Here is a 22266-nt window from a genome sequence, read left to right as displayed (position 1 = left end):
ATCTATGCCTCAAATGGATAATTAGCGCTTGACTTGAAGCATTACTTTTTATGCAACGCTAGTGTAATTTCCTAGACAACTCGAAAAGCTGGCATAAACTATGCCAGCTTTTCTTTTAAGTTAACACCATTTATGTGGATGTTGCCAATGTTTCGGCTTATGACATCCATACCCCATTCCTGGTGCCATCGCTCCTGCTACTGGACCGCTTCCATAACCCGGTGCCATTGCACCTGCTACCTGACCGTATCCCGGTGCCATCGCTCCACCTACTTGAGATGGTACATTAAAAGATCCGCCGTATACGTCTACACTGCTATTTGTATTTTGTACAGAAGTAGAATGTGGAAATACATGTTTATTAATCGTTGTATGATGATTTTGTACAGTCGTATGTGAGGGATGAATATGCTCTACAACATCTTCACTGCATTGTTTTACGCAATTATATTTGGTTGGATGAACAACCTGCTGTGGGGGACAGCAATTCCCATGATGATGTCTCATGAAAAATTCTCCTTTCCTGTAATAGGTTCACTAATAACCTATGGCAAATATCTCCCATTTGTATAAGGCAATCACCTAAAAAGCTAAAATAGGCTGTTGAAAACGACTATTTGTGTTTAGCTCTAATAAAAATCACTTCCAAATACCAGCCTATGAAAACAGCTTAACAAAAAAAGCAACAGAGGCTCCCTTGCTCATGAGATGATGTTTTTTCGTTTTCCATATAAAATTAATTGTTCAAAGGGATCACCAGAAAGACCCAGTAATTTGCAAAAAGCTTCCTCCGTGTTCATTCCTAATTGCTTTAACCGAATTACTTCCCCTTTCCATTCGGGAAACTTTTTTAATACACCATCTTCAATAACCATGTGTAAATAGGCATATTGCTCATAAACAGGCTGATCTTGAGCAAAAAGTTCAAAAGCAAATGACTGATAATAAAATTTTACTTTAACCACTTTTCGACCTCGGATGATTTTTCGTTTGAGTGCAAACGATTCCTGATGAGAATATAATCGTCTCAAATCATGTTCCAAACGTTCTAAATCACTAGCTTGCAAAATAATGTCTAAATCTGATCCCGCCACATGAATTCCTAAGGGGAACGTTCCACATAAAACCGGCTTATACAGTTTCAAGTCATGTAGTACATTTAAACCCATGATTGCTTCATATGCTTGCATTTGCTTTTCATCCCCAGCTTGAAGCAGTCTGTATGTTTCCAGCATGATTCACAACCCCTTCCTCAAACCTGTACATGTATATACACGTTTGAATGCTTGTTGAATAGCCTGTTCATCTTTCCCTGTATAATGTGCCCATGCTTGAACTGGGTAAAAATTTTGGACTTCACTTTTCAAATAACGCATTTCACTTTTTCTTTCAAGAAAAACATGTAAATAGGAATAGACAGGATGAAAGCCGTTTTTCTTATACCAGTACCAGTTTCATACCCATTCATCGTCTCTTGTCCATGCTTCTAAATAATTTATTCTTTTCCAATGCCATTTTCTCAGCATGATGTAATAATTGCTGGCCAATGCCAAGCCGTTGGTAATCACGGTGGACAGCAAGATGACAAATCATTCCTCCAAGTCCATGCTCACCAGTGCAAACGGTATTCTTTTCCAATTCATATTCCACATCGATTAATCCGACTATCTTATCTTGTTCGATAGCTACTAATTCAATTGCTTGGTGGTCATATGTTTCTTTTTCCCGTAAAAACATTGTCATAATAAGCTGTTTCTAAAAAAGCTAACACTCGACATTGTAACCAACCCTTTTCATAGCTAGAATGGTATGGTCTAATTTCCAAACGATACTCTCCTATAAAAATTTATTGTCGTTCGCTTGCGCTTTCAATAAATCTCTAATTTCCTTTAACAATTCTTCTTGGGCGTTAACTTCTGGTGTTTCTTCTATAGGCTCTTCTTGCTTTTGACGTTTAAACTTCATTAACAAACGGATGAATAAGAAAATAGAACCTGCCACAATAAAGAAATCTACTATCGATTGAATAAATAACCCATAATTTATGGTTGCACTTTTATAAGTAATCGTTAAGTTGCTAAAATCAATGCCATTCATAATAATTCCAATAAGTGGTGTGATAATATTTTCTACTAATGATGTTACAATTGCGCTAAATGCTGCACCAATTACCACGGCTACAGCTAAATCAACGACATTCCCCTTAAATGCAAATTCCTTGAAATCTTTCCACATAGTCGATCATCTTTCCCTTCGCTTTTTCTCCGTTTAATCATAGCCTTAATTAAACAATAGTTTATAAACAGCATAAAGCACTGTAACCATCCTTGACAAGCATGGATAATCTAAGAAGATGCTAGCGCGGCAAAAACTGTGACGGAAAGCGAGTTAAAATTAAAAGTACTTGTTTAATAACGTGACTAAATACCGATAAATAGATGTGCCAAATATAAAAAGCGCTGTATTGGAAACAATCTTCTTCGAACAAAGTCGCAGGGCGTCCCGTTAGCAACGTAGCGAATGGAACGAATTATCTAAAGTTTTAGGAATCATAGTGATAATACAAACCAATAATGAATTATCGTAAAGCAATGGAGTGAAGTTTCCTAGTTGCTTGGCACATGCGCCCGACGTGGCTTATTCGATTATGTAGTTATACACAAACCGCTAAATTTATACTTTCTTATCTCTTCAAAAAAACAGGTACCCAGACTGGGATACCTGTTTTATAATCCGTGATGAGGATTGTGTTTTTGCCTTGTGTGATTTGCCTGTTTTACCTTTTTAGAGCCATCTAATGGTTCTTTATATGGTTGCTTTGGACTTTCAGGTAAGTCTGGATGCGGTTGCTGTTTCGGCCCCTTTGGTTTACCTCCCATGAAATCCCTCCTAGTTAATATACCATTAGCTTTTGTAGCAATGGTTCCGTTTATACAGCAATTTCAAGTAATTTATACATGATTCACGCATCGTTCCATCTTGAATCCAAAATTAATAGCTAACAAGCTGCCAAAATACAATTACGATACTTTTTTCGTTCCATTGCCGTTATAAGTCCTCTTAGATAAGAGGAAATAAAATGGTACTGCTTTTAACCGGAATGAAAAATTCCGAATTTTCTACCGATAAAGTTAACACTTACAGGATTTAGCTCCATTTCTCTTGCCCAAATGGAAAGTTGACCAATATGGTGAATTTCGTGAGCAATGATATGATGCAATATGGCATCTACCGTATATTTATCTTCATCCCAAGGGACGCTTATTAATTCTTCTTTAATTTCATCTAGATTCGTTTTTAAAAATGCAACTATTTCTGTTCGCAAAGTATCTGAAAGCGACTTTAATTTTTCAGCAGTATTATAATCCCCAAACTGCATTACGACATCTTCTTTACCTTGAATCCCCCTAAGCCAACTATATTCTACGTCAATAATGTGAAAGATAGTATGCAAAATACTGCCTTTTCCACCTGTCCGATCTTTTAACAGCTCTTCTAATGTTAATGGACTACACCATTCAAACCACTCATCTCTTACCTGCCAGTTATACTCGAAAAATTTCAACAATAAATGATACACTCCTTTGCAAAATTATTAACGGGACAATTTTCAGTGAGATTCTACTGCCTCAAAATTAACCATCCAAATTTTCATTCAGTAAGATAGTACTTAACCTTAATATCCATTTTGGCTTCTCATCCATACTACTTATCCTGATTGCTTTTCCTATAAGGAAATCGTTTCCAATAACCACCGTCTCTCCCGCTCTCTAACCTCCTTGAATCCAACATGAAGCCCGAACATTCCATTATTATAAAAAGTTATCCAATAGGCAGTAAAGGAAACGTACGTTCTTTATAGAACATTATACACTATTTTTAAGAAAAAAGTCCATCCTTATAAAGATTCAACTTTCTCTTGTTCCTTGTTCAGTAGCCAATCCGTAGGTTGAAAACTAAACAATTGATATAAAGTGAACCTATAGTCATAGTCAGTCGCATATTTCATACACTCCTACTGGCTGTTATTATTACTTTAAGGTCCCTAAACGAAATAGCATTTAGGGGCTGTTATCATACCCTTATACTTGTTACTGTACAAATTATCCAACTCCTAAAGTGAAATTTTTACAGCACCATAGATATACACAATAATTATACATCCAATCGCCTATAAAAATTGAATTGCCATGATAACAACTAAAAAGAACGGTTATTCCATTCTTCATTTAGTACTGCATAAGCGTATTCATCCCACCATTCATCTCCATAAGGAATACATTTCTTGAAATGCCCTTCTCTTCTCATGCCAATCTTTTCCATAACACGAAAGGAAGGAATATTTTCAGGTTGGCAAGTTGCTACAATCCTATGTAGTCCTAGTTCTTCAAATCCATATTTTAATAATGCAAGTGCAGCTTCCGAAGCGTAACCTTGATTATAATACGTAGGATGAAATACCCAACCTATTTCATAGGTGTGACCACCAAAATAATTAAAAAACTCCATATGTCCAATGAGAGTATTCTCGTTAGCTAACACTACTGGAAATTTCTCAGCTGATTTACCCAAGTTATTTTTAATCATTTTCTGTGTTTCCTCTTTTGTTAATACTCCTTCAGGCATATATTTCATAACTGATTTTTGAGATGCATATGAATATACTGCTTCCCAATCTCTTAATTCGAAATGACGTATAAATAGTCTTTTTGTTGTTATGTTCATGTAACGCCTCCTTAAAGTTAATAATTATTTAGTAGGAGTTTTCTTCCATCTCCTACTGAACGTTAAATACCTAGTAGGGTATGGCTTAAACACCTAAACGCTTTTAAAGAAATCGGGCATTTAGGTGCTGTTTTTCCACTTATACCTTTTGTATCCACTTCAAAATTTTAAATTTGGGGGTTTTACAACACCTTACATACGGGATAAAATTATATCTAGTAAAAATTATTTTGAATATAAGTGTAGGATAAGTATCATTTTCATATAAAAACTATATTCCATTATCTAGAAGATAACAAACTTGCAGAACAAAGGTGCAAGCGCCCGGTTAGCAACATAGCGAGTGGAAAAGCAACTAACGTTTTAGGAATCATGGGGATACGGTGTTGCATGAACCAATGTTGACTTATCGTAGGGCGATTCGTAAAGTCGCCTAGTTGGTGGGCGCTTGCGCCGGACGTAGCTAAATAACTTCGTAAGTTTATCCATAGCTGCAAAATTTTATAATTTCCTAGACCTCAAGAAAAAAGGATGTTATGTTCATATATGGAACATAACATCCTTTTATTCAATTAATTTATTTGAATATGGGTATGTGTCTTTACCATATATTTATTTTTCATATGCGTCTGTTAGTGCTGTTACAATTTGCTTTTTACGCGAAACAACGCCTTTTAATAGCGCCCGACTGCGTTGATCAAGGTCAACGTTAAATGCAGCTTCCACTTTTGACTTTCCATTTCCAACTGCAAGCACTTCCGAATCATTATTTAAAATATCCGTGACAACGAATAAAAATAGGTCAAGCTCTTTTGTTTTAATCAGTTTGGCAATTTCTGCTTCAATTTCTGTTTGCAGTGCATAAATTTGTTCTGTGTCGATGGCATTTACTTGGGCAATCTCAATTTTCGCACCGCCCATAGAAAACTCCTTGGCATCCATCGTTAATAATTCGGAAATAGATTTATCGCCTAAATCTGCTCCTGCTTTTAACATTTCCAGACCGTACGTATGCAAATCGACCCCTGCAATCTCAGCTAATTCATAAGCCGTTTCTACATCTTCCTGAGTACACGTTGGCGATTTTAGTAATAAAGAATCGGAAATAATCGCTGATAATAGCAGTCCAGCAATTTGCTTTGGAACAGCTACTCCATTTTCCTTATACAGTTTATTTAAGATGGTAGCTGTACAACCAACAGGCTCAGCTCGGAAATATAACGGTTCACTTGTTTCAAAGTTGGAAATACGATGGTGATCAATTACCTCCTTAATATGAGCATCTTTAATATTCGCTACACTTTGTTGAAATTCATTATGGTCAACAAGAATCACTTCTGTACCTGGCTCTACTTTTTCTATTAATGCAGGTGCCTTTACTTTGAAATAATCAAGTGCATATTGCGTTTCTTTGCTAACTGCACCTAGTCGAACAGGTTCTGCATCTATTTCCAATTTCTGCTTTAAATCTGCATATCCGATAGCGGAACAAATTGCATCTGTGTCAGGATTTTTATGTCCAAAAATTATTGTCTTTGCCATTGATCATTTCTCCTTCTATTAAGCTTTTACCACTATTAGCTTATCAAAATTCATTCCGCTTGAATAGCAATTTAAAAAAATTCACTAAATCACTGAACGAATGCGCGAGGCGCACGTTTGCAACGTAGCAACGGAGATAAAGGAAACATGGCACTAAAAAGAGATATGTCGACATCGATGGCAAGCCCTTGTTAATCGGCTTGCCTCTTAATTACAAACCAATGATGACTTCGTAAGGATGGAGTGAAGTTACCTTGTTGCTGGGCGCTTTGCGCCGGACGTGGCCATTCAGTTATTTCCTTATCCCAGGCAACTAATTTTATACTTTGTTATCTTTTAAAAATAAGCTCTAGTATGCATTTACTTTTTATCCGTTTGTTTTTATCATAGTATAGTAAAGTACATAGAGGAAATTTTTTATGATAGTAACGATTATTCTGCTGAACGAAAGGGATCTTCCAATGAAAAGAAAAGTAATTATTGTTGGTAGTGGCATTGTTGGAGCATCAACCGCCTATTATCTTGCGAAGAATAACTGTGACGTAACGATGATAGATCGCAAAGATAAAGGGCAAGCAACAGATGCTGCTGCTGGAATCGTCTGTCCATGGTTGTCACAACGACGAAATAAAGCGTGGTATGAACTTGTAAAAGCTGGAGCTCGCATGTATCCGCATTTAGTAAAATCACTCGCAGCTGATGGCTTGCCGGACACCGGCTATCACCAAGTTGGTGCATTACATTTGCATCAAGATGAGAAAAAATTAATCGCCATGAAGGAACGAGCGGAAAAACGAAAGGTAGATGCTCCAGAAATTGGCGTGGTGGAATTATTATCTCCCAAGCAAACACAAACTAGATTTCCATTATTAGACGGCACGTATGGCTCTGTTTATGTTAGTGGTGCAGCGCGTGTAAACGGTAGAAAGCTTCGGGATGCACTTCTTCAAGCTGCGCAAAAACACGGTACGAAACTAATAAAAGGGTCCGCTGTATTACAAAACACAGGACAAACCATTACTGGCGTCACTTTAAATGATGGTCGTGAAGTAAAAGCAAATACAGTTATTGCAGCAACAGGTGCTTGGATGAGTGAGTTACTAAAGCCATTAGGAATTACTTTTCAAGTCGACGCACAACGCGCACAAATTTTGCATGTGAAACTAGAAAATATAGCTGAAGATTTATCCACTATACCAGTTGTGAAGCCACCAAATAATCAATATATGCTCACCTTTCCGAACAATCGAGTCGTGCTCGGTGCAACATATGAAAATAAAGTTGGCTATGATTGTCGTGTTACAGTTGGTGGAATACACGAAATTATCACGAAAGCGCTGGAATTTGCGCCACCGTTAGCAGAGGCAACGATTGTAGAAGCTCGTGTTGGTTTTCGCCCTGTGACTCCAGAATTCCTCCCAGTCATTGGTACGCTTCCAGACTTCCAAGGGTTGCTGTTAGCAAACGGGCTTGGAGCGACAGGATTAACAATGGGTCCATTTATTGGTTCGCAGTTAGCAAAATTAGCCTTGAGCGAGCCGCCAGATATTGACTTACATGCTTACGATGTACGGACTGCAATTACAAATGCTTGACAACACTGTACGTGAATACCCTTCCTAAAAATTATAAACTAATGGCGCTGGAGCAAACTGCTAAAAACAAAGGTATAAGCCCCTGTTTGGCAACATAGTGTATGGAGCAGATCAACGAAGATAAATGGAACTATCACAGAGGGAGATTTTTTTCATCCACCCAGGCTGAGTGTTAATTGGCCGAACTAGGTATTTGGCTCATATCGCCTTCTTCGACTTGTTCAGCTCATATCTCCCATTTTTGAAGTGATCGCCTTCTAGTATCGGGATGGTAAGGAAAGAAACGCTGATGACCTATTGTATGAGGATTTCGTGAAGTCGCATGTGGCTATAGGCGAAGAATCTCGTTGTATCCACAAGCTACATCAGAGGTGTGGGCGCCCGTTTAGCAACGTAGCGACTGGAACAAAACAACTAAAGTTTTAGGAACCTTGCTCCTGCAATTGGTGTATGCCAATGCCTGAGCGACAAGCCCATTTTTACTCAGCCTTCCTCTAACCACGCACCAATGACGACTTATCGCAAGGCATCTTCGTGGAAGTTGCCTGGTTACTGGACGCCTGCGCTGGGAGTAGCTAGTTAAGACCGTATCGCAAAGCAACCATTTTTATACTTTCTTAATCTTATAGAAAAGCCATATGGATTCAAATTTGAAATCATATGGCTTTTCTTTGCTGATTGAACTCACACCATGCATTAGATTTATTTTACGATTAATACTGGGCATTCCACTTGCTTAGCAACCTTGTGACTGACACTGCCTAACAGAAACGTTTGGAGGTTGTTCCTACCGCGGCTTCCTACAATGACACAATCAATATCATGCTTATTTGCATATGCAACAATTTTAGGCCCCGGATCACCATGTAAAACGGTAACTGTGTAATCTATATTCGCTGCTTGTAATACATCTGTGATTGGCCGCAGTCTTTCTTGTCTGTTTTTTTCACTTGTGTATGGTCGACAGTATGTAACACGTCCTACTTTGCCGTTTCACCATCAACAACATATACCACTTCTACCTGAGACGAAAACTTTTCGGCCAACTCTACTGTGTACTCAGTAGAACGAACAGAATGAGAAGAGCCATCTGCTGCCAATAAAATATTTTGAAACAAACCGATCACCTCGCGAAAAAAATATACTGAAAGTCAGATAAAAAATCTGAGACTTAGGACTCTTTTTATTCTTATTTTACTTATTTCTGTTTTAATTTACCATCATGTTTCCATAAAATAATTCCCTTAAAAAAACAGGCGACACTTCTAACAAATTTTAAAAAACATTATTAATCTCCTAAAGAGAAACGTTTACATTTACAGAACAAGTAGGGTTTGGTACGCTAAGTTATATTTCAAAACTAATTAAAGAGGTTAGGTTAGCATACATATATACTTTTTTACTATGTCATAATTACAGCTCTCTACTAAATAAAAATGAACTATTTTAATTTTTAATCTGTTTTTTAATAAATCATTTGATAACACGAAGGGAGAATTAGTTATGAAAGGAAAATTCGCTGTTTTCGCGGTGATTGTTTTCACTATCCTTGCACTTATAATATGCTGGATTTGGTTACAGAAAGTAATAACTGATTATGACTTAGAACGCGCTTTACCTTCTCATCAAATACAAGCTTCTGACTATGTAAATAGAGAGCATATTAGTGAAGGTTCAATTTAATAATTCCCACATTTAGATGCCATATAGATAAAGGCGAACCTTCTATGTTCCCAAAAGAAATGAAACAACCTGAGCCCCTATCTATTCAGGGTACAAGCTGCAAAATTTCTCTTTTAATACGGTCTACTTGGTAGGGACCCCATCAGCCAGTCGGGTTTTCTTTCCCCACTGATTGTTAGTGCCGTAATGGTATGACCTAAAGACCTCTTACAAAATAGAGCATTCAGGTGCAGCTATCTCCAACTTAGACTTATTTGCAGTATGGATTCTCCAATTCTTGAAGTGGGAGTCTTACAGTACAAATTGTTATCGTATCTATTTGCCACCGACCTTACCGTATAGAAAACTAAACGCTGGAGCAAATAGTTTATGAAGCACTATGCTGGTGTCTCGTCTCTAAATATTGTAATTTCGAGCGGATTTTCCCATATGTAAATTGAAATATTGGACTTTGAATAAAGGTAAAAACAAATGTAAATAAAAAGACCGGACCACCTAATAATAAACCGACGAACAGTACGGAGGTTTCGGTAATAATACGAACTTTTCCTACAGATGCTTGAAGTTTATCGGAAATAGACAGCATAAAGCCATCTCGCGGCCCTGAGCCTACATTTGCAGCATTATAAATACCACCACCCAAACCCATAATTACAATTCCAACGATAATAAGCATGTAATCTGTCCACGACCTCGATGCAACTGGTAAAAAATCAATCCATAGAAACATATCTACCAGCAAGCCAACTAATACTGCATTAAAAAATGTCCCCAATTTAATATAGCTCTTATCTAAAACCCAAGATACACCAATTAATAAAATAGAAATAATTATTGCCCACGAACCGATGGATAACCCCAACTTTTCAAATAAAGCAACATTCAGTACGTCCCATGGGTGAATACCAAGATGTTGCATATTAATAGATATACTTACACCAAGACTAAATACAGTGATACCGATTAAAAATAATCCCCAGCGTACTGCTAACATTATTGTCACGCCTTCTTTCTCTATTAAGAGGTTGTTTAGAAAATGCACTAAAAAATAAATTTCTTCGTTGGCTTGGTTTCTCTGCCTTTGAACTAAACTTCACCGCCTCAAACTCACGCTAGGACGCACTATTGTCGGCGTTGCGTTGCAACGGGACAAGAAAGGCTACGACAGCAATATATTACATGTAGAAAAAGTGTTTTCTGTTTTCAATAACGCCTGAGACCATAGGCGACCTCGGGTCCTTATTACCGGCTTTTTTGAGCACGCACTATAATCACTAACTAATACATAAAAGTAAAACCTCTCCTGTGAAAGTCATTTTATAATAGGATCGCCCTATAAATTATCGTGCTTCTTTTAATCTATACCAAGTTAAGGCTTCTTGTTCCACTTCTTTCACAAATTCATTTTTCCCATTAATATATGCTTCTATCTGAGTCGGATACTTGATCGCTAAAGCTGTTTTTAAATCTCCGTATTGCTTAGCTATGGATGGGTGGGCAATTAAATAATCTCTAAACGCGAGATGCCGTTTGATATGGTCGTTCCCTTCTTCAAATACGTGCACATGATGTGTCCGTTCATTTCCACCTTTGTTGAAATACCTTCTCCCTTCTATACCATTCTCACCTAAAGCAACATAGCCCAGATTTTCCATTTCTTCTATATATTGACCCACTTTTTCAATCGAAGAAACCACCGGCATGATGTCGATAACCGGTTTAGCAGCTAAGCCTGGAACAGCCGTGCTTCCAATATGATGCGTCGAAACTAGTTCTGTTTTAAAAATGGCTGCTATATATTTTGCTTCTTGCATAAACAGATTCTGCCATTTACTTTGGTATGGAGTAACGATTACTTTCCGCAAGAATATACCTCCTCTCTTTCATGTAAATGACAATGAGACTCCTATTTATTAGAAGCCTCATCCCACATATCATATGCGTAATCATCACTTCATAAGCACGAGCTTTCAAAAACTATCATATCGGCTAAGTTCACCACTATCAAGTACAACCTCTAATCTTCTTTACTGGAAAAATAAGCATCTAAAATACCTTGACCGATGGTTTGATTTATCGGATGTTTACCATCAACAATCCCCGTATGAGGTACAATAATAGCAAACGCCATTTCAGGATCATCGTAAGGTGCATAGCCCACAAGTGAAAGATTTTCTGTATCGGCCTTCTTTTCTCCATCTTTATAATATGCGTTTTGAGCAGTTCCTGTTTTGCCAGCTGCTTTATAATGACGGTATTTCGATGTTCCGAAATATCGTACAGCCGTTCCTCGTGGCTCATTAAATACTTGCCTAAACCCTTCCTGAATTCGTTCAATATTCGATTTATCCATATCAATTCGATTTAGTACTTCTGTTCGCTTGCTTTGATATACAGAGCCTAATCGCTCTTCTACTTGCGATGGATTGCGTATCTCTTTTACTAATTGCGGGCGTATACGGTTACCATCATTCGCTATCGTTGATACATATTGCACTAGCTGTAGAGCCGTATAGTTATCATATTGACCAATTGCATAGTCCATCAACAAACCTGGTTGAAATTGTTTGTCACCAATAACACCAGTTGATTCATAAGGGTAATCAATACCTGTTCGATTTCCTAAGCCAAATTGTTGAAAATAGCTTCGCATCTGATCCCATGCAGCTACATCAAATGCCGCACTCTCTCCATTTGGAAACGGATAGCGATGCTCTCCTCCCATTTTCAATGCAATATAAAACATATATACGTTAGATGAACGGCGTAACGCAGCGTAGTCATCCACGGGACCTAGTTCCGAGTAGGAACCCTTCGGTGCGCCACTAGCAATTTGTATTTTTCTGTCATTAAATACTTGCCCTGGAGAAATAACTCCTGATTCGTACCCTGCTAAAACAGTAGCTCCTTTGATAGCGGATCCTGGTAAATGAGCATCATTAAATGCTTTATATGGAGAATTCTTATATTCATTTGTTTTTCTATCGTATGTTACACCGCTTACTGCAAGCAATGCTCCCGTTTTGGGGTTCATAACTACAGCGACTGCCTCTGACATATATTGATGTTGGTAAGGGTGTTTTTGAATCGTCTTTTGTAATTCTTCTTGTAACACTTTATCGACCTTTTTTTGGAATTCCATATCAATGGTTAAAACAAGATCTTTACCTGCTTGCCCTTCCACTGCTACTCGAGAATCTACTGTAGTTCCATCTTTTGTTGTGATATACTCAATTTGCTCTTTTCTCCCCCGTAAAGCATCCTCATAATATTCTTCTAATCCACTAATTCCGACACGATCGTTACGGCTGTATCCTCTTGTTAAAAAATGTTCCAATTTTTCTTTCGGAAGACCTCGCTCTTGAGTCGTAATACTGCCAACTAAGCCCTTTAATGTATCTCCAAAGGGATAATTACGCTCCCAGTCTGCAATCGCATTGATTCCTGGTAATTCACTTAAATTTTCTGAGACTTTCGCATACTCTTCAGCTGTTACACCTTCATTTTTAATAATTTGTGGCGTTAGCGCATAAGCTTTATCCAGTTCTTTTTTAATTACGATAATTAATTTATCGTGTTCCGATATATCATTCATCTCTGTTTCGGTTATTCGTTCTAAAGCAAGATCGTATTCTTCAACATCATCAAGCTGCTTTCTTTCTTCTTGAGACAGCCTTTCTATTACTTTATCTTTATTGTTTAAGTAATAATACTCTTTTTTATCCCTTTCTTTAATTCCTTTTACCTCAATCGTAATCAGCTTGGCTAATTTCTCAGCTACTTCTAATCTATCTGCAGCTTGCGTTCCTTTAGCAGGGGTATAGGTAATCGCATATAATGGCTCGTTACCGACAACAAGCTGCTGATTGCTATCATATATTTTACCACGTGGAACTGGTACTTTCGTTGTCTCATTAACCGTTCTATCAATTTCTTCCTGAAAAGACTCCCCTCTAAGAATTTGAACTGCACCGAGCTGGAGAATTAAAGCTGCAAACATAATAAACATTACAAAAAAGAGCAAATTCAATCGAAATGGCAGCTTATCCTTCCGTTTCTTTTCTTTCCTTCTCTTGCTCATGTCATCCCCCTTTTTCTAAAAATAATCTCCCCGCTAAATTGTAATATCCACACAAGTATACAAAAAAGTGAAATAATTTAACTTGCTCAACTTTTCCCATTTCATACTACTTTTCAATTGATCATACCATGTTCCGAATTCACCAGCAACCAATTCTTTCCTGCTTTAAACGATTAGGAAAGCTCTATCTAAGAACGGTGTGAAAATGAAATGTACAATGATTGATTAAAAGTCTGCAATTCTGTTAACAATAGTCGGTTTTACCGACTATTGGATCGGCAAAAGAATGCTCACCAAAAGGATTCAATTTTCAAGTTGTACTTCTTACTTATATCTCTAAAAGTGAAATTCAGAGGAAAAGTACACAGTTCTTCCTCATAATTCACTAATAAAGTGAAGTTTATGTCAGTTGGAATTTTTCATTCATCCCCCACGGCTTGTTAGTATGGTATGACCTAAAAGCAGCTTACAAAAGAGGACATCTCGGTGCTGTTTATCTCCTTCTTAAACTTGTTGCTATACAAACTTATTCAACTCTGAAGTGAGATTCTTACAGCACCTTATATACGCGATAAACTAAATCTCTTTCATCAACATGTACAGCATTTAAGAACGATTGTTAATGTGCATAACTTTGCCTAAATTCCCATCGCTTGTTACCTCTCCTCCCTTCCTTGGGCCTATCCACAAGCTATTTGTGATAAAATTCACTTTCGAAACGCATCCCCTATACATAATAACGCTATTTCTTCATTTCACTCCTAATAACTAAGCTATTCAAAACATAACGATTGCAATACACAATACAATTATTAACAAATTTGTCGAAAGTACGTTACAAAAATTTCAAGATTTAAACCGCTACAGACTTGTATTTAATTGTATAGTATAAGCAGGAGGTTCAAATGTCATAGTAGAAAGGAGCTAAATCTGTCAGAGAGTTGTTCTTTTTTCTTACTAAAAGCATCGATGTGAGAGCATGGGGAGGACGAAATCATCATTCATTTATCCATTTAAACTTTTCTCAATAAATAGCTGATGCTTCTACTTTTATTTCTATATAAAAGATGGTCCTAATTTTACCGGCTGGAGTTTTGTGACAGTGTAGCGTAAATAAATATAGTTGACCTGCTGCACCTCATCGCTCCAAAATTTCAATCTTTAGCAGACAAAAGATTATACATAGGCAGAACCTATGAATATTACTTAGGGTAATTTGTTCAGTACCGAACAAGCTTTTCTGTAGGCAGTAAAAGCACCTAAACTTACTGACTTCAGTCATTTGAACATGCCAACAATAAACATATCTGACTACTCATCTATCTTGTATGAAACTCGTTGAAAAAGCTATACCCCACATAGAATGGGAGGAAGGAGAAACTTATGGACGTTATTACGTTATCGCGAATTCAATTCGCATCAACCACCATTTTTCACTTTATTTTTGTGCCTTTATCCATTGGCCTCGTCTTTTTAATTGCACTTATGGAGACATTATATGTTGTAAAAGGTAAAGAGCAATACAAAAAAATGGCGAAGTTTTGGGGACATTTATTTCTTATTAACTTTGCTGTTGGAGTCGTTACTGGTATTTTACAAGAATTCCAATTCGGGATGAATTGGTCGAACTACTCTCGCTTTGTTGGGGACGTTTTTGGGGCCCCACTTGCTGTGGAAGCGCTGCTCGCTTTCTTTATGGAATCCACCTTTATTGGGTTGTGGATCTTTGGTTGGAAGCGTCTATCTAAGAAAGTGCATTTAATGTGTATTTGGCTCGTATCTATTGGAACAATTATTTCTGCTTTTTGGATATTGGTTGCTAACTCGTTTATGCAGTACCCAGTAGGGTTTGAAGTTAATAATGGACGGGCTGAGATGAATGATTTCCTTGCATTAATCACGAGCGGGCAAGTATGGGTCGAATTCCCACATACCGTATTTGGCTCATTAGCCACAGGTGCGTTTTTAATCACTGGTGTAAGCGCATGGAAATTGTTAAAAAAACAAGACACTGCCTTCTTTAAAAAATCATTTAATATTGCATTAATTGTCGCCATTATTTCTGGTTTTGGTATTGCTTTCACTGGGCACGCACAATCTCAATTCCTAGTGGAAACACAGCCTATGAAAATGGCTGCTGCAGAGGGATTATGGGAAGATAGTGGTGATCCAGCCGCGTGGACTATGTTTGCAAATATTGATTCCGATAATCAGGAAAATTCATTTGAGGTTAATATTCCATATATCCTCAGTTACCTTTCCTATAGTGAATTTAGCGGAAGTGTAGAAGGAATGAAATCCATTCAAGCTAAATATGAAGAACTGTATGGAGAAGGAGATTATATTCCTCCGGTAAAAACAACATTTTGGAGTTTCCGGATTATGGTTTTCACTGGTGGACTGATGATTTTATTAGGACTTTATGGGGCATACCTATCTAAACGGAAAAAACTGGAACAAAGCAGCAAATATTTAAAAATCATGATTTGGGCTATTTCACTACCATTCATTGGCGGTACCGCCGGCTGGATTATGACGGAAATTGGTAGGCAACCTTGGGTTGTTTTTGGGCATATGCAAACACAAGATGCTGTGTCACCAAACGTAACGGCTGGGCAAGTGCTTTTCTCACTAATCTCATTTAGTGCGATCTATTTAATCCTTGCTATTGTGATGGCTTACTTATTCGTTCGAGTAATCAAAAAAGGTCCTGTTGAAGAAGAAAAAGATGTCAAACTAACAACAGATCCTTTTGGAGAGGAAGGGTATGGTTCTTATGCTAAATGAGGTATGGTTTATTTTAATCGCTGTCCTATTCGTCGGGTTTTTATTCTTAGAAGGCTTTGATTTTGGTGTTGGCATGGCGATGCGATTTGTTGCCAAAACACCTGGTGAGCGCCGTGTATTAATCAATACGATTGGACCTGTTTGGGATGGAAATGAAGTTTGGCTCATCACAGCAGGTGGGGCTATGTTTGCAGCATTCCCACATTGGTATGCCACTTTATTCAGTGGCTTGTACATGCCGCTCGTAATTATGCTGCTACTGCTCATCGGTCGAGGTGTAGCATTTGAATTTAGAAGTAAACTAGAACACCCCAAGTGGCGCGACACTTGGGATTGGACGATCTTTATTAGCAGTTTGCTAAATCCATTTCTATGGGGAGTCGTGTTCGCTGCATTGATGGCAGGCTTACCAATTGATAGTGAGATGAATATTTATGCTTCTTTATTTGACTATATTACACCATATACATTGATTGGCGCCATAGCAATTACGTTGCTTTGTTTCTTGCATGGTCTCTTCTTTATCACCTTGAAGACAACCGGGGACTTGCAACATAGAGCTCGTGAAACTGCAAAAAAAGTGGTCTATGCTGTTGGTATTGCTTTAGTCGCGTTTGTAGTGGCATCCTATTTTTACACAGATATTTTCGAAGTAAGAGGTGCTGTATTAATCCCGATTTTCGCACTGATCGTGGTTGCGGTTATTTTTGCTAGAAGTTTTGCACTCAAAAGCCGTGATGGCTGGGCATTTACGATGACTGGATTAACGATTGCGCTAACAGTAACATCCGTATTCGTCGGTTTATTCCCACGAGTAATGGTAAGCAGTATTAATCATGCGTTCGATTTAACGATTCATAATGCTGCTTCAGGGCCATATTCTTTAAAAGTTATGACCATCGTAGCAGTAACATTAATACCTTTTGTACTTGGTTATCAAATATGGAGTTATTATGTGTTCCGAAAACGTGTTAAAGAAGAGGAGCATTTAGAATACTAATGAAAAAGATGATACAAAATCATTTATGGACGTACAAAGGTGTAAAGCTCACGCTGGGAATCGTCGTAGCCATTACAATCGTTGAAGCAGTCGCGATTATTTTACAAGCAACATGGTTAGCAGAATGGTTATTTCGCTTATTTAGTGGGGAAATATTTCAAACAACGTGGACATTAGGCGCTCTTTTTCTGTTAGCATTTGCCATGAGATATCTGATGAGTACACTGAAGAAAAAAATAACCTTTCAGTTTGCAGAAAAAACCCGCGTTGAAACAAGAAAACAACTAATGACCAAGCTATTCGAGCTTGGTCCAAGCTACACCAATAAACAAGGAACTGCCAAATTAGTAAATTTGGCGATGGAAGGTGCAACGCAGTTACGTACGTATTTAGAATTGATTATTCCTAAAATGGTGGCAGCCTGCGTCATTCCACCAATGGTACTCATCTATGTTTTTTTTCAAGATAAACTATCAAGCGTCATTTTATTTTTTACGGTCCCTATTATTATCGTATTTATGATTCTCTTAGGATTAGCTGCAAAAAAGAAAATGGAACGACAATGGCATTCGTATCACCTACTATCCAATCATTTTATTGATTCTTTACGTGGTTTGGAAACCTTGAAATATCTAGGCAAAAGCAAATCACATGGAAACACCATTAAAAAAGTAAGTGATGAATACCGAAAATCAACCATTGGAACATTACGGATCGCATTTCTCTCTTCTTTTGCGCTTGACTTTTTTACGATGTTATCGGTAGCCTCTGTTGCCGTAGGTTTAGGGCTACGACTTATTGAGGGAAACCTATTATTAGACGTTGCGTTAGTCGTCTTAATTTTAGCCCCTGAGTTTTTCCTGCCGCTGAAAGAGGTTGGAGCAGATTATCACGCGACGTTAAATGGTCAGGAAGCGGCGAAAGCAATTCATACGATTTTAGCTGAGCCCTCTCCGGCATGTAATCCCATTCTTGCAAATACGCTTAACTGGGCAAACAATAGTAAGCTAAAGCTATCCTCTGTTAGTCATTCCCATGATGATAACGGACTACAGGCTTTAAGCAATGTTTCCTTGCAAGTAAACGGCTTTGAAAAAATTGGTATTGTAGGCGCTAGCGGTGCAGGAAAATCTACTCTAATTGATATATTAGGCGGATTTTTAACACCAAGTCAAGGGAGCTTCCGAGTCAATCAGCAAATTTTAAACACCTTAAACAGTGAAGCATGGCAACGCCAAATCACGTATATTCCACAGCATCCGTATATTTTTAGTCAGTCGATCGCTGATAATATTCGGTTTTACGAACCAACTGCTTCTGATGAAGAGGTATGGCAAGCGGCAAAAGCTGCGGAACTAGACGATTTAATCCATTCTTTTCCTGAAGGAATAGAGCAAGAAATTGGCACTGGATCCCGTTCACTAAGTGGCGGTCAAGAACAACGTGTAGCTTTAGCACGAGCCTTTCTAGGCAATCGCCCCATCCTATTATTAGATGAGCCAACTGCACATTTAGATATTGAAACAGAGTACGAATTGAAACAGACAATGACTGCATTGTTTAAAGGAAAATTAGTCTTCTTTGCAACCCATCGCCTCCATTGGATGGAACAAATGGACCGAATTATCGTATTAAAAGATGGCATCGTCGTAGAAATAGGAACACCGCATGAATTAATGCTCCGTAGAGGAGAGTATTATCAGCTCGTTCTGTCACAATTGGAGGGAGTACAATGAGAACTTGGATCATCCCATATGTAAAAATGCATTATAAAGGGTTATTAGCCAGCATTCTTATAGGTTTATTGGCTCTAGCCTGTGGTGCAGCGCTTATGTTTACATCTGGATACTTAATTTCCAAATCCGCATTAAGACCTGAAAATATTTTAATGGTCTATATTCCCGTTGTGTCCGTTCGAGCTTTTGGTATTTTCCGAGCCGTATTTCACTATCTTTCTCGTTTAACGAGTCATAATACGATCCTTCGAGTATTAGCGAATATGCGTAGTCGCCTTTATAAAACCCTCGAGCCGCAAGCAGCTTTTATTGAGTCACGCTTTCAAACTGGCAGAATCCTAGGGGTGTTATCAGATGACATCGACCATTTACAAGACTTATTCATACGAACCATCTTACCAAGTACTACTGCTTTAGGCATGTATGGTATCGTTGTTGCTTGTCTAGGATGGTTTGATATTATTTTTGCTTTACTGATGGCAGTGTACCTCTTTTTTATCGTTGTATTCATTCCTATTCTTTCACTATGGTCCAGCCGAAAACGAACCGCTTTAATAAAGAACGGTCGCTATGATCAATATCATATCCTGACAGATGGATTACTTGGAATTAAAGATTGGATGATCGCTGGAAAACCAAATGATTTTATGAAACAGGACACAATGAAAGACCAATCTGTAGCTATGGTGGAAAAGCGCACTAAAAACCAGCAACAGATCCGTGATCTCTTTAATCAGCTTATCATCGGTGCGATGGTGATTTCCATGGTTTACTGGTCAAGTACGATGGTTGCTGAAGGAAATATGCATGTTACATTAATTGCCGCTTTTGTTCTGGTTACACTAGCGATTGCTGAAGCTTTTTTACCAGTTTCTGAGGCATTAGAACAAGTTCCAGAATATACCGAATCCATTTCCAGATTGGAAGCACTTGAAGAAACAGAGGCTGGAAAAGTTACTCCCAAGCCAAACGCTTCGTTATCAGCAGTGCCTCGTTCTGTAAATATTCTGCTTGATCAGGTGGCTTTTCAATATCCGGCTTTTGATAAGCAAGTTTTAAAAGATGTATCAATTTCCATACCACAAGGAAAAAGAATTGCTTTATTAGGAAAAAGCGGGGTTGGAAAATCAAGTATCGTCCAGCTTATTTGTGGGTCCTACGCCCCAACAAAAGGAACCGTAACTCTTAACGGCACTGATGCAACCGCATATGGAGATTCACTATTTGACATGGTGTCGATATTAAACCAGCGACCACACTTATTTAACACGACCATTGCTAATAACCTCCGCCTTGGCAATCAACAGGCTACTGACCAAGACATTGTCGAAGCGGCTAAAAAAGTTCAGCTTCATGATTATATTAAAAGCTTACCAAAAGGATATCACACCATGATGGAAGAATCGGGGCAAATCTTCAGTGGCGGTCAACAACAACGCGTAGCTTTAGCAAGAATTCTATTAAAAGGTTCCCCTGTTGTTATACTTGATGAACCAACGGTAGGCTTAGATCCTAAAACCGAAGCAGATTTGTTAACAACTATTTTCTCGACACTAGAAAATAAAACAGTAATTTGGATCACTCATCATTTAGCTGGAATGAAACATATGGATGAAATTATTTTCTTGGAGGATGGCTATATTGAGATGCAAGGCTCGCATCAAGAATTGTTAGCTACTTTTCAACGGTACCAGAATTTATATTATTTGGACGTACCTCCATCGATTCGAAAAATGGTGCAAATATAAGTTCAGCTATGTTCTTCTTAACCTAACTTTTCACCGTTTTTTTATAGGTAACCAAAGCCTGTTGCACTTAAGCCGTGGAAAGCATCATTAAAAAATAACTGACCCAAAAACGCCGTGGGAACTATGTTTTCCACGGCGTTTTTTTAGGACATGTTAAGAATGCTGTGCTTTCTTGTACCATTTGTTATCTGGCTAAGAAATGATGATTTTTCTCCAGCATTTATGAAAGTAAACTAGGACGAAAATGTTTCTTGTTGACCGCTACTGAAAAAACACAACGCTTTCTGTGTGGTACGTGCTCAACTCTTTGAAAAAAGTGTTGAGTTTTTCTACTATCGTATTCCCACAGGAAAGGGAAAGCTGAAACAGTGAAACATCGCACGAAGAAAATGTGTTAGAGTCTCCATGTTTTCCTTTGCTACGAACGCTATGAACATATTTATTACATCAACCTTTGCCCGTATTTATATTTGATAATAATGAAAAGTATGATAAAATATTTTTGTAAGAAAATTCAAATCGAATTTACGAACAACCTTTATTTAGAAGATACTATGAAAAACAAACTTGCTACGAAACTTTGAGGGTAAACACTTCTGAATCGCCATGTGCCCTACATCGAAAAGGAGCCATTTATTTGCAGCAAATATTATTAATCATTGATGCCCAAAAGAACTAATTGATGGAAGTGAGCAGGAAAGCGCTGTATACAATCAATATGAACGGATTAAAAATATCAACCTCGTCATTGACAAATCTATCCAAGTAAGAGTTCCGGTTGTTTTTGCAAGAGATTTGGATGTTGCTAAAGGCAGTGGACAAGGATTTGATGTCCATGACCAGATTCATGTGCCTAAGGGCAGCCACTTTTTTGATAAGCGAGCAACGAATGCCTTTCACGGGACGAATTTGCTCCAATATTTAAAAAATCAAAAAACAGAACACGTAGTTATTATGGGGTGCCAAACACAGCATTGTATAGATAGTACTGTCCGAACAGCTACGATAAACGGACTAGATGTTACTTTAGTTGGCGATGGTCATTCTACAACAGATAATGAGGTTTTAAGCGCCAAACAAATTATCGACCACCATAATAAAACATTACATGGACACTACAATGTAGAACATTTTTCCATTGTGCGAAACGCAGAAGAAGACTTGTTTCAACCTACACATGACCTATACCGCTAAAGTGAAAATGCATTCAGTAGGAGTTTTCTTCCATCTCCTACTGAATGCCAGTACCTAGAAGGGCATGACCTAAAGGTCCGTAAACGAATCGGGCAGTTATGTTATTTTCTCCCACTTAGACCTTTTGTATCAACACAAGATTTTGAAGTAGGAGTCTTACGACACCTTACATGCA

General features: G+C 37.9%; 20 protein-coding genes. 7 read left to right on the top strand and 13 right to left on the bottom strand.

Annotated features, from left to right (window positions below; translation table 11 throughout):
- Nucleotides 1-120: 120 nt before the first annotated feature.
- From D1839_RS17340 to D1839_RS17305, 8 genes are all read right to left on the bottom strand, one after another.
- Nucleotides 121-507 carry a spore coat protein gene (locus D1839_RS17340; protein ID WP_120381070.1) on the bottom strand — a complete coding sequence of 129 codons (387 nt, stop codon included), beginning with the start codon at nucleotides 505-507 and terminating at the stop codon, nucleotides 121-123.
- 194 nt (nucleotides 508-701) lie between these two features.
- On the bottom strand, nucleotides 702-1235 hold the full coding sequence (locus D1839_RS17335) for a DUF4269 domain-containing protein (protein ID WP_120381069.1): 534 nt from the start codon (nucleotides 1233-1235) through the stop codon (nucleotides 702-704).
- 229 nt (nucleotides 1236-1464) lie between these two features.
- Nucleotides 1465-1743 (bottom strand): GNAT family N-acetyltransferase, encoded by a 279-nt coding sequence (locus tag D1839_RS20535; RefSeq protein WP_199690376.1) that lies wholly within the window; start codon nucleotides 1741-1743, stop codon nucleotides 1465-1467.
- Nucleotides 1744-1836: 93 nt separating this feature from the next.
- The gene (mscL, locus tag D1839_RS17325; RefSeq protein WP_120381068.1) at nucleotides 1837-2235 is read right to left on the bottom strand and encodes a large conductance mechanosensitive channel protein MscL; all 399 of its coding nucleotides are present in this window, start codon (nucleotides 2233-2235) and stop codon (nucleotides 1837-1839) included.
- 491 nt (nucleotides 2236-2726) lie between these two features.
- Nucleotides 2727-2879: a small acid-soluble spore protein P gene (locus D1839_RS17320; RefSeq protein ID WP_120381067.1), complete on the bottom strand. Its 153-nt coding sequence runs from the start codon at nucleotides 2877-2879 to the stop codon at nucleotides 2727-2729.
- 212 nt (nucleotides 2880-3091) lie between these two features.
- Nucleotides 3092-3568 carry a DinB family protein gene (locus D1839_RS17315; protein ID WP_120381066.1) on the bottom strand — a complete coding sequence of 159 codons (477 nt, stop codon included), beginning with the start codon at nucleotides 3566-3568 and terminating at the stop codon, nucleotides 3092-3094.
- Nucleotides 3569-4200: 632 nt separating this feature from the next.
- Nucleotides 4201-4725, bottom strand: a complete 525-nt coding sequence (locus D1839_RS17310) for a GNAT family N-acetyltransferase (RefSeq protein WP_120381065.1) — start codon at nucleotides 4723-4725, stop codon at nucleotides 4201-4203.
- Between the two features lie 612 nt (nucleotides 4726-5337).
- Nucleotides 5338-6267 carry a manganese-dependent inorganic pyrophosphatase gene (locus D1839_RS17305; RefSeq protein ID WP_120381064.1) on the bottom strand — a complete coding sequence of 310 codons (930 nt, stop codon included), beginning with the start codon at nucleotides 6265-6267 and terminating at the stop codon, nucleotides 5338-5340.
- Between the two features lie 461 nt (nucleotides 6268-6728).
- Here D1839_RS17305 and D1839_RS17300 point away from each other — a divergent pair, with 461 nt between their 5' ends.
- Entirely contained in the window at nucleotides 6729-7862 is a 1134-nt protein-coding gene (locus D1839_RS17300) for an NAD(P)/FAD-dependent oxidoreductase (protein WP_120381073.1), read from the top strand.
- Between the two features lie 702 nt (nucleotides 7863-8564).
- Here D1839_RS17300 and D1839_RS21435 read toward each other — a convergent pair.
- Both D1839_RS21435 and D1839_RS21430 read right to left on the bottom strand, forming a co-directional pair.
- Nucleotides 8565-8789: a universal stress protein gene (locus D1839_RS21435; protein WP_199690380.1), complete on the bottom strand. Its 225-nt coding sequence runs from the start codon at nucleotides 8787-8789 to the stop codon at nucleotides 8565-8567.
- Between the two features lie 53 nt (nucleotides 8790-8842).
- Entirely contained in the window at nucleotides 8843-8989 is a 147-nt protein-coding gene (locus D1839_RS21430) for a universal stress protein (protein ID WP_353616264.1), read from the bottom strand.
- 376 nt (nucleotides 8990-9365) lie between these two features.
- On the opposite strand from D1839_RS21430, the gene D1839_RS17290 reads away from it, so the two are divergent.
- Entirely contained in the window at nucleotides 9366-9545 is a 180-nt protein-coding gene (locus D1839_RS17290) for a hypothetical protein (protein WP_120381063.1), read from the top strand.
- Between the two features lie 367 nt (nucleotides 9546-9912).
- On the opposite strand, the gene D1839_RS17285 is transcribed toward D1839_RS17290, so the two are convergent.
- The 3 genes from D1839_RS17285 to D1839_RS17275 form a co-directional block, all read right to left on the bottom strand.
- Nucleotides 9913-10539, bottom strand: a complete 627-nt coding sequence (locus D1839_RS17285; protein WP_120381062.1) for a YczE/YyaS/YitT family protein — start codon at nucleotides 10537-10539, stop codon at nucleotides 9913-9915.
- A 346-nt stretch (nucleotides 10540-10885) separates the two neighbouring features.
- Nucleotides 10886-11410, bottom strand: a complete 525-nt coding sequence (locus D1839_RS17280) for a GrpB family protein (RefSeq protein WP_120381061.1) — start codon at nucleotides 11408-11410, stop codon at nucleotides 10886-10888.
- Between the two features lie 152 nt (nucleotides 11411-11562).
- Nucleotides 11563-13626 carry a peptidoglycan D,D-transpeptidase FtsI family protein gene (locus tag D1839_RS17275; RefSeq protein WP_120381060.1) on the bottom strand — a complete coding sequence of 688 codons (2064 nt, stop codon included), beginning with the start codon at nucleotides 13624-13626 and terminating at the stop codon, nucleotides 11563-11565.
- Nucleotides 13627-15009: 1383 nt separating this feature from the next.
- Between D1839_RS17275 and D1839_RS17270 the strand changes: the two genes are divergently transcribed.
- The 5 genes from D1839_RS17270 to D1839_RS17250 all read left to right on the top strand — a co-directional run bounded on the left by D1839_RS17270 (nucleotide 15010) and on the right by D1839_RS17250 (nucleotide 22091).
- On the top strand, nucleotides 15010-16413 hold the full coding sequence (locus tag D1839_RS17270; RefSeq protein WP_120381059.1) for a cytochrome ubiquinol oxidase subunit I: 1404 nt from the start codon (nucleotides 15010-15012) through the stop codon (nucleotides 16411-16413).
- The gene (gene cydB / locus D1839_RS17265) at nucleotides 16394-17413 is read left to right on the top strand and encodes a cytochrome d ubiquinol oxidase subunit II (RefSeq protein WP_120381058.1); all 1020 of its coding nucleotides are present in this window, start codon (nucleotides 16394-16396) and stop codon (nucleotides 17411-17413) included. The genes D1839_RS17270 and cydB overlap by 20 nt, the downstream gene beginning before the upstream one ends.
- Entirely contained in the window at nucleotides 17413-19149 is a 1737-nt protein-coding gene (cydD, locus tag D1839_RS17260) for a thiol reductant ABC exporter subunit CydD (protein WP_199690371.1), read from the top strand. The genes cydB and cydD overlap by 1 nt, the downstream gene beginning before the upstream one ends.
- Complete coding sequence (gene cydC / locus D1839_RS17255) at nucleotides 19146-20897, top strand: thiol reductant ABC exporter subunit CydC (protein ID WP_120381057.1); 1752 nt, start codon at nucleotides 19146-19148, stop codon at nucleotides 20895-20897. The genes cydD and cydC overlap by 4 nt, the downstream gene beginning before the upstream one ends.
- A gap of 678 nt (nucleotides 20898-21575) precedes the next feature.
- Nucleotides 21576-22091 carry an isochorismatase family protein gene (locus D1839_RS17250; protein ID WP_199690378.1) on the top strand — a complete coding sequence of 172 codons (516 nt, stop codon included), beginning with the start codon at nucleotides 21576-21578 and terminating at the stop codon, nucleotides 22089-22091.
- Nucleotides 22092-22266 lie beyond the last annotated feature (175 nt).

Origin of the sequence: Roseburia sp. 1XD42-34 (assembly GCF_009917385.1) — a bacterium.
In the GTDB taxonomy this organism is placed as follows: Bacteria; Bacillota; Bacilli; order Bacillales; family Amphibacillaceae; genus Virgibacillus.
Note: the sequence above shows the minus strand (reverse complement) of the source record. Positions and strands in the feature narration are given on the sequence as shown.

Bases quoted from the DNA above. Each gene is read 5' to 3' on its own strand.
- D1839_RS20535 (WP_199690376.1), bottom strand. From the start codon at position 1,743: ATGACAATGTTTTTACGGGAAAAAGAAACATATGACCACCAAGCAATT.
- cydB (WP_120381058.1), top strand. From the start codon at position 16,394: ATGGTTCTTATGCTAAATGAGGTATGGTTTATTTTAATCGCTGTCCTA.
- D1839_RS17340 (WP_120381070.1), bottom strand. From the start codon at position 507: ATGAGACATCATCATGGGAATTGCTGTCCCCCACAGCAGGTTGTTCAT.
- D1839_RS17300 (WP_120381073.1), top strand. From the start codon at position 6,729: ATGAAAAGAAAAGTAATTATTGTTGGTAGTGGCATTGTTGGAGCATCA.
- D1839_RS17310 (WP_120381065.1), bottom strand. From the start codon at position 4,725: ATGAACATAACAACAAAAAGACTATTTATACGTCATTTCGAATTAAGA.
- cydD (WP_199690371.1), top strand. From the start codon at position 17,413: ATGAAAAAGATGATACAAAATCATTTATGGACGTACAAAGGTGTAAAG.
- D1839_RS17305 (WP_120381064.1), bottom strand. From the start codon at position 6,267: ATGGCAAAGACAATAATTTTTGGACATAAAAATCCTGACACAGATGCA.
- mscL (WP_120381068.1), bottom strand. From the start codon at position 2,235: ATGTGGAAAGATTTCAAGGAATTTGCATTTAAGGGGAATGTCGTTGAT.
- D1839_RS17285 (WP_120381062.1), bottom strand. From the start codon at position 10,539: ATGTTAGCAGTACGCTGGGGATTATTTTTAATCGGTATCACTGTATTT.
- D1839_RS17320 (WP_120381067.1), bottom strand. From the start codon at position 2,879: ATGGGAGGTAAACCAAAGGGGCCGAAACAGCAACCGCATCCAGACTTA.
- cydC (WP_120381057.1), top strand. From the start codon at position 19,146: ATGAGAACTTGGATCATCCCATATGTAAAAATGCATTATAAAGGGTTA.
- D1839_RS17275 (WP_120381060.1), bottom strand. From the start codon at position 13,626: ATGAGCAAGAGAAGGAAAGAAAAGAAACGGAAGGATAAGCTGCCATTT.
- D1839_RS17270 (WP_120381059.1), top strand. From the start codon at position 15,010: ATGGACGTTATTACGTTATCGCGAATTCAATTCGCATCAACCACCATT.
- D1839_RS17290 (WP_120381063.1), top strand. From the start codon at position 9,366: ATGAAAGGAAAATTCGCTGTTTTCGCGGTGATTGTTTTCACTATCCTT.
- D1839_RS17335 (WP_120381069.1), bottom strand. From the start codon at position 1,235: ATGCTGGAAACATACAGACTGCTTCAAGCTGGGGATGAAAAGCAAATG.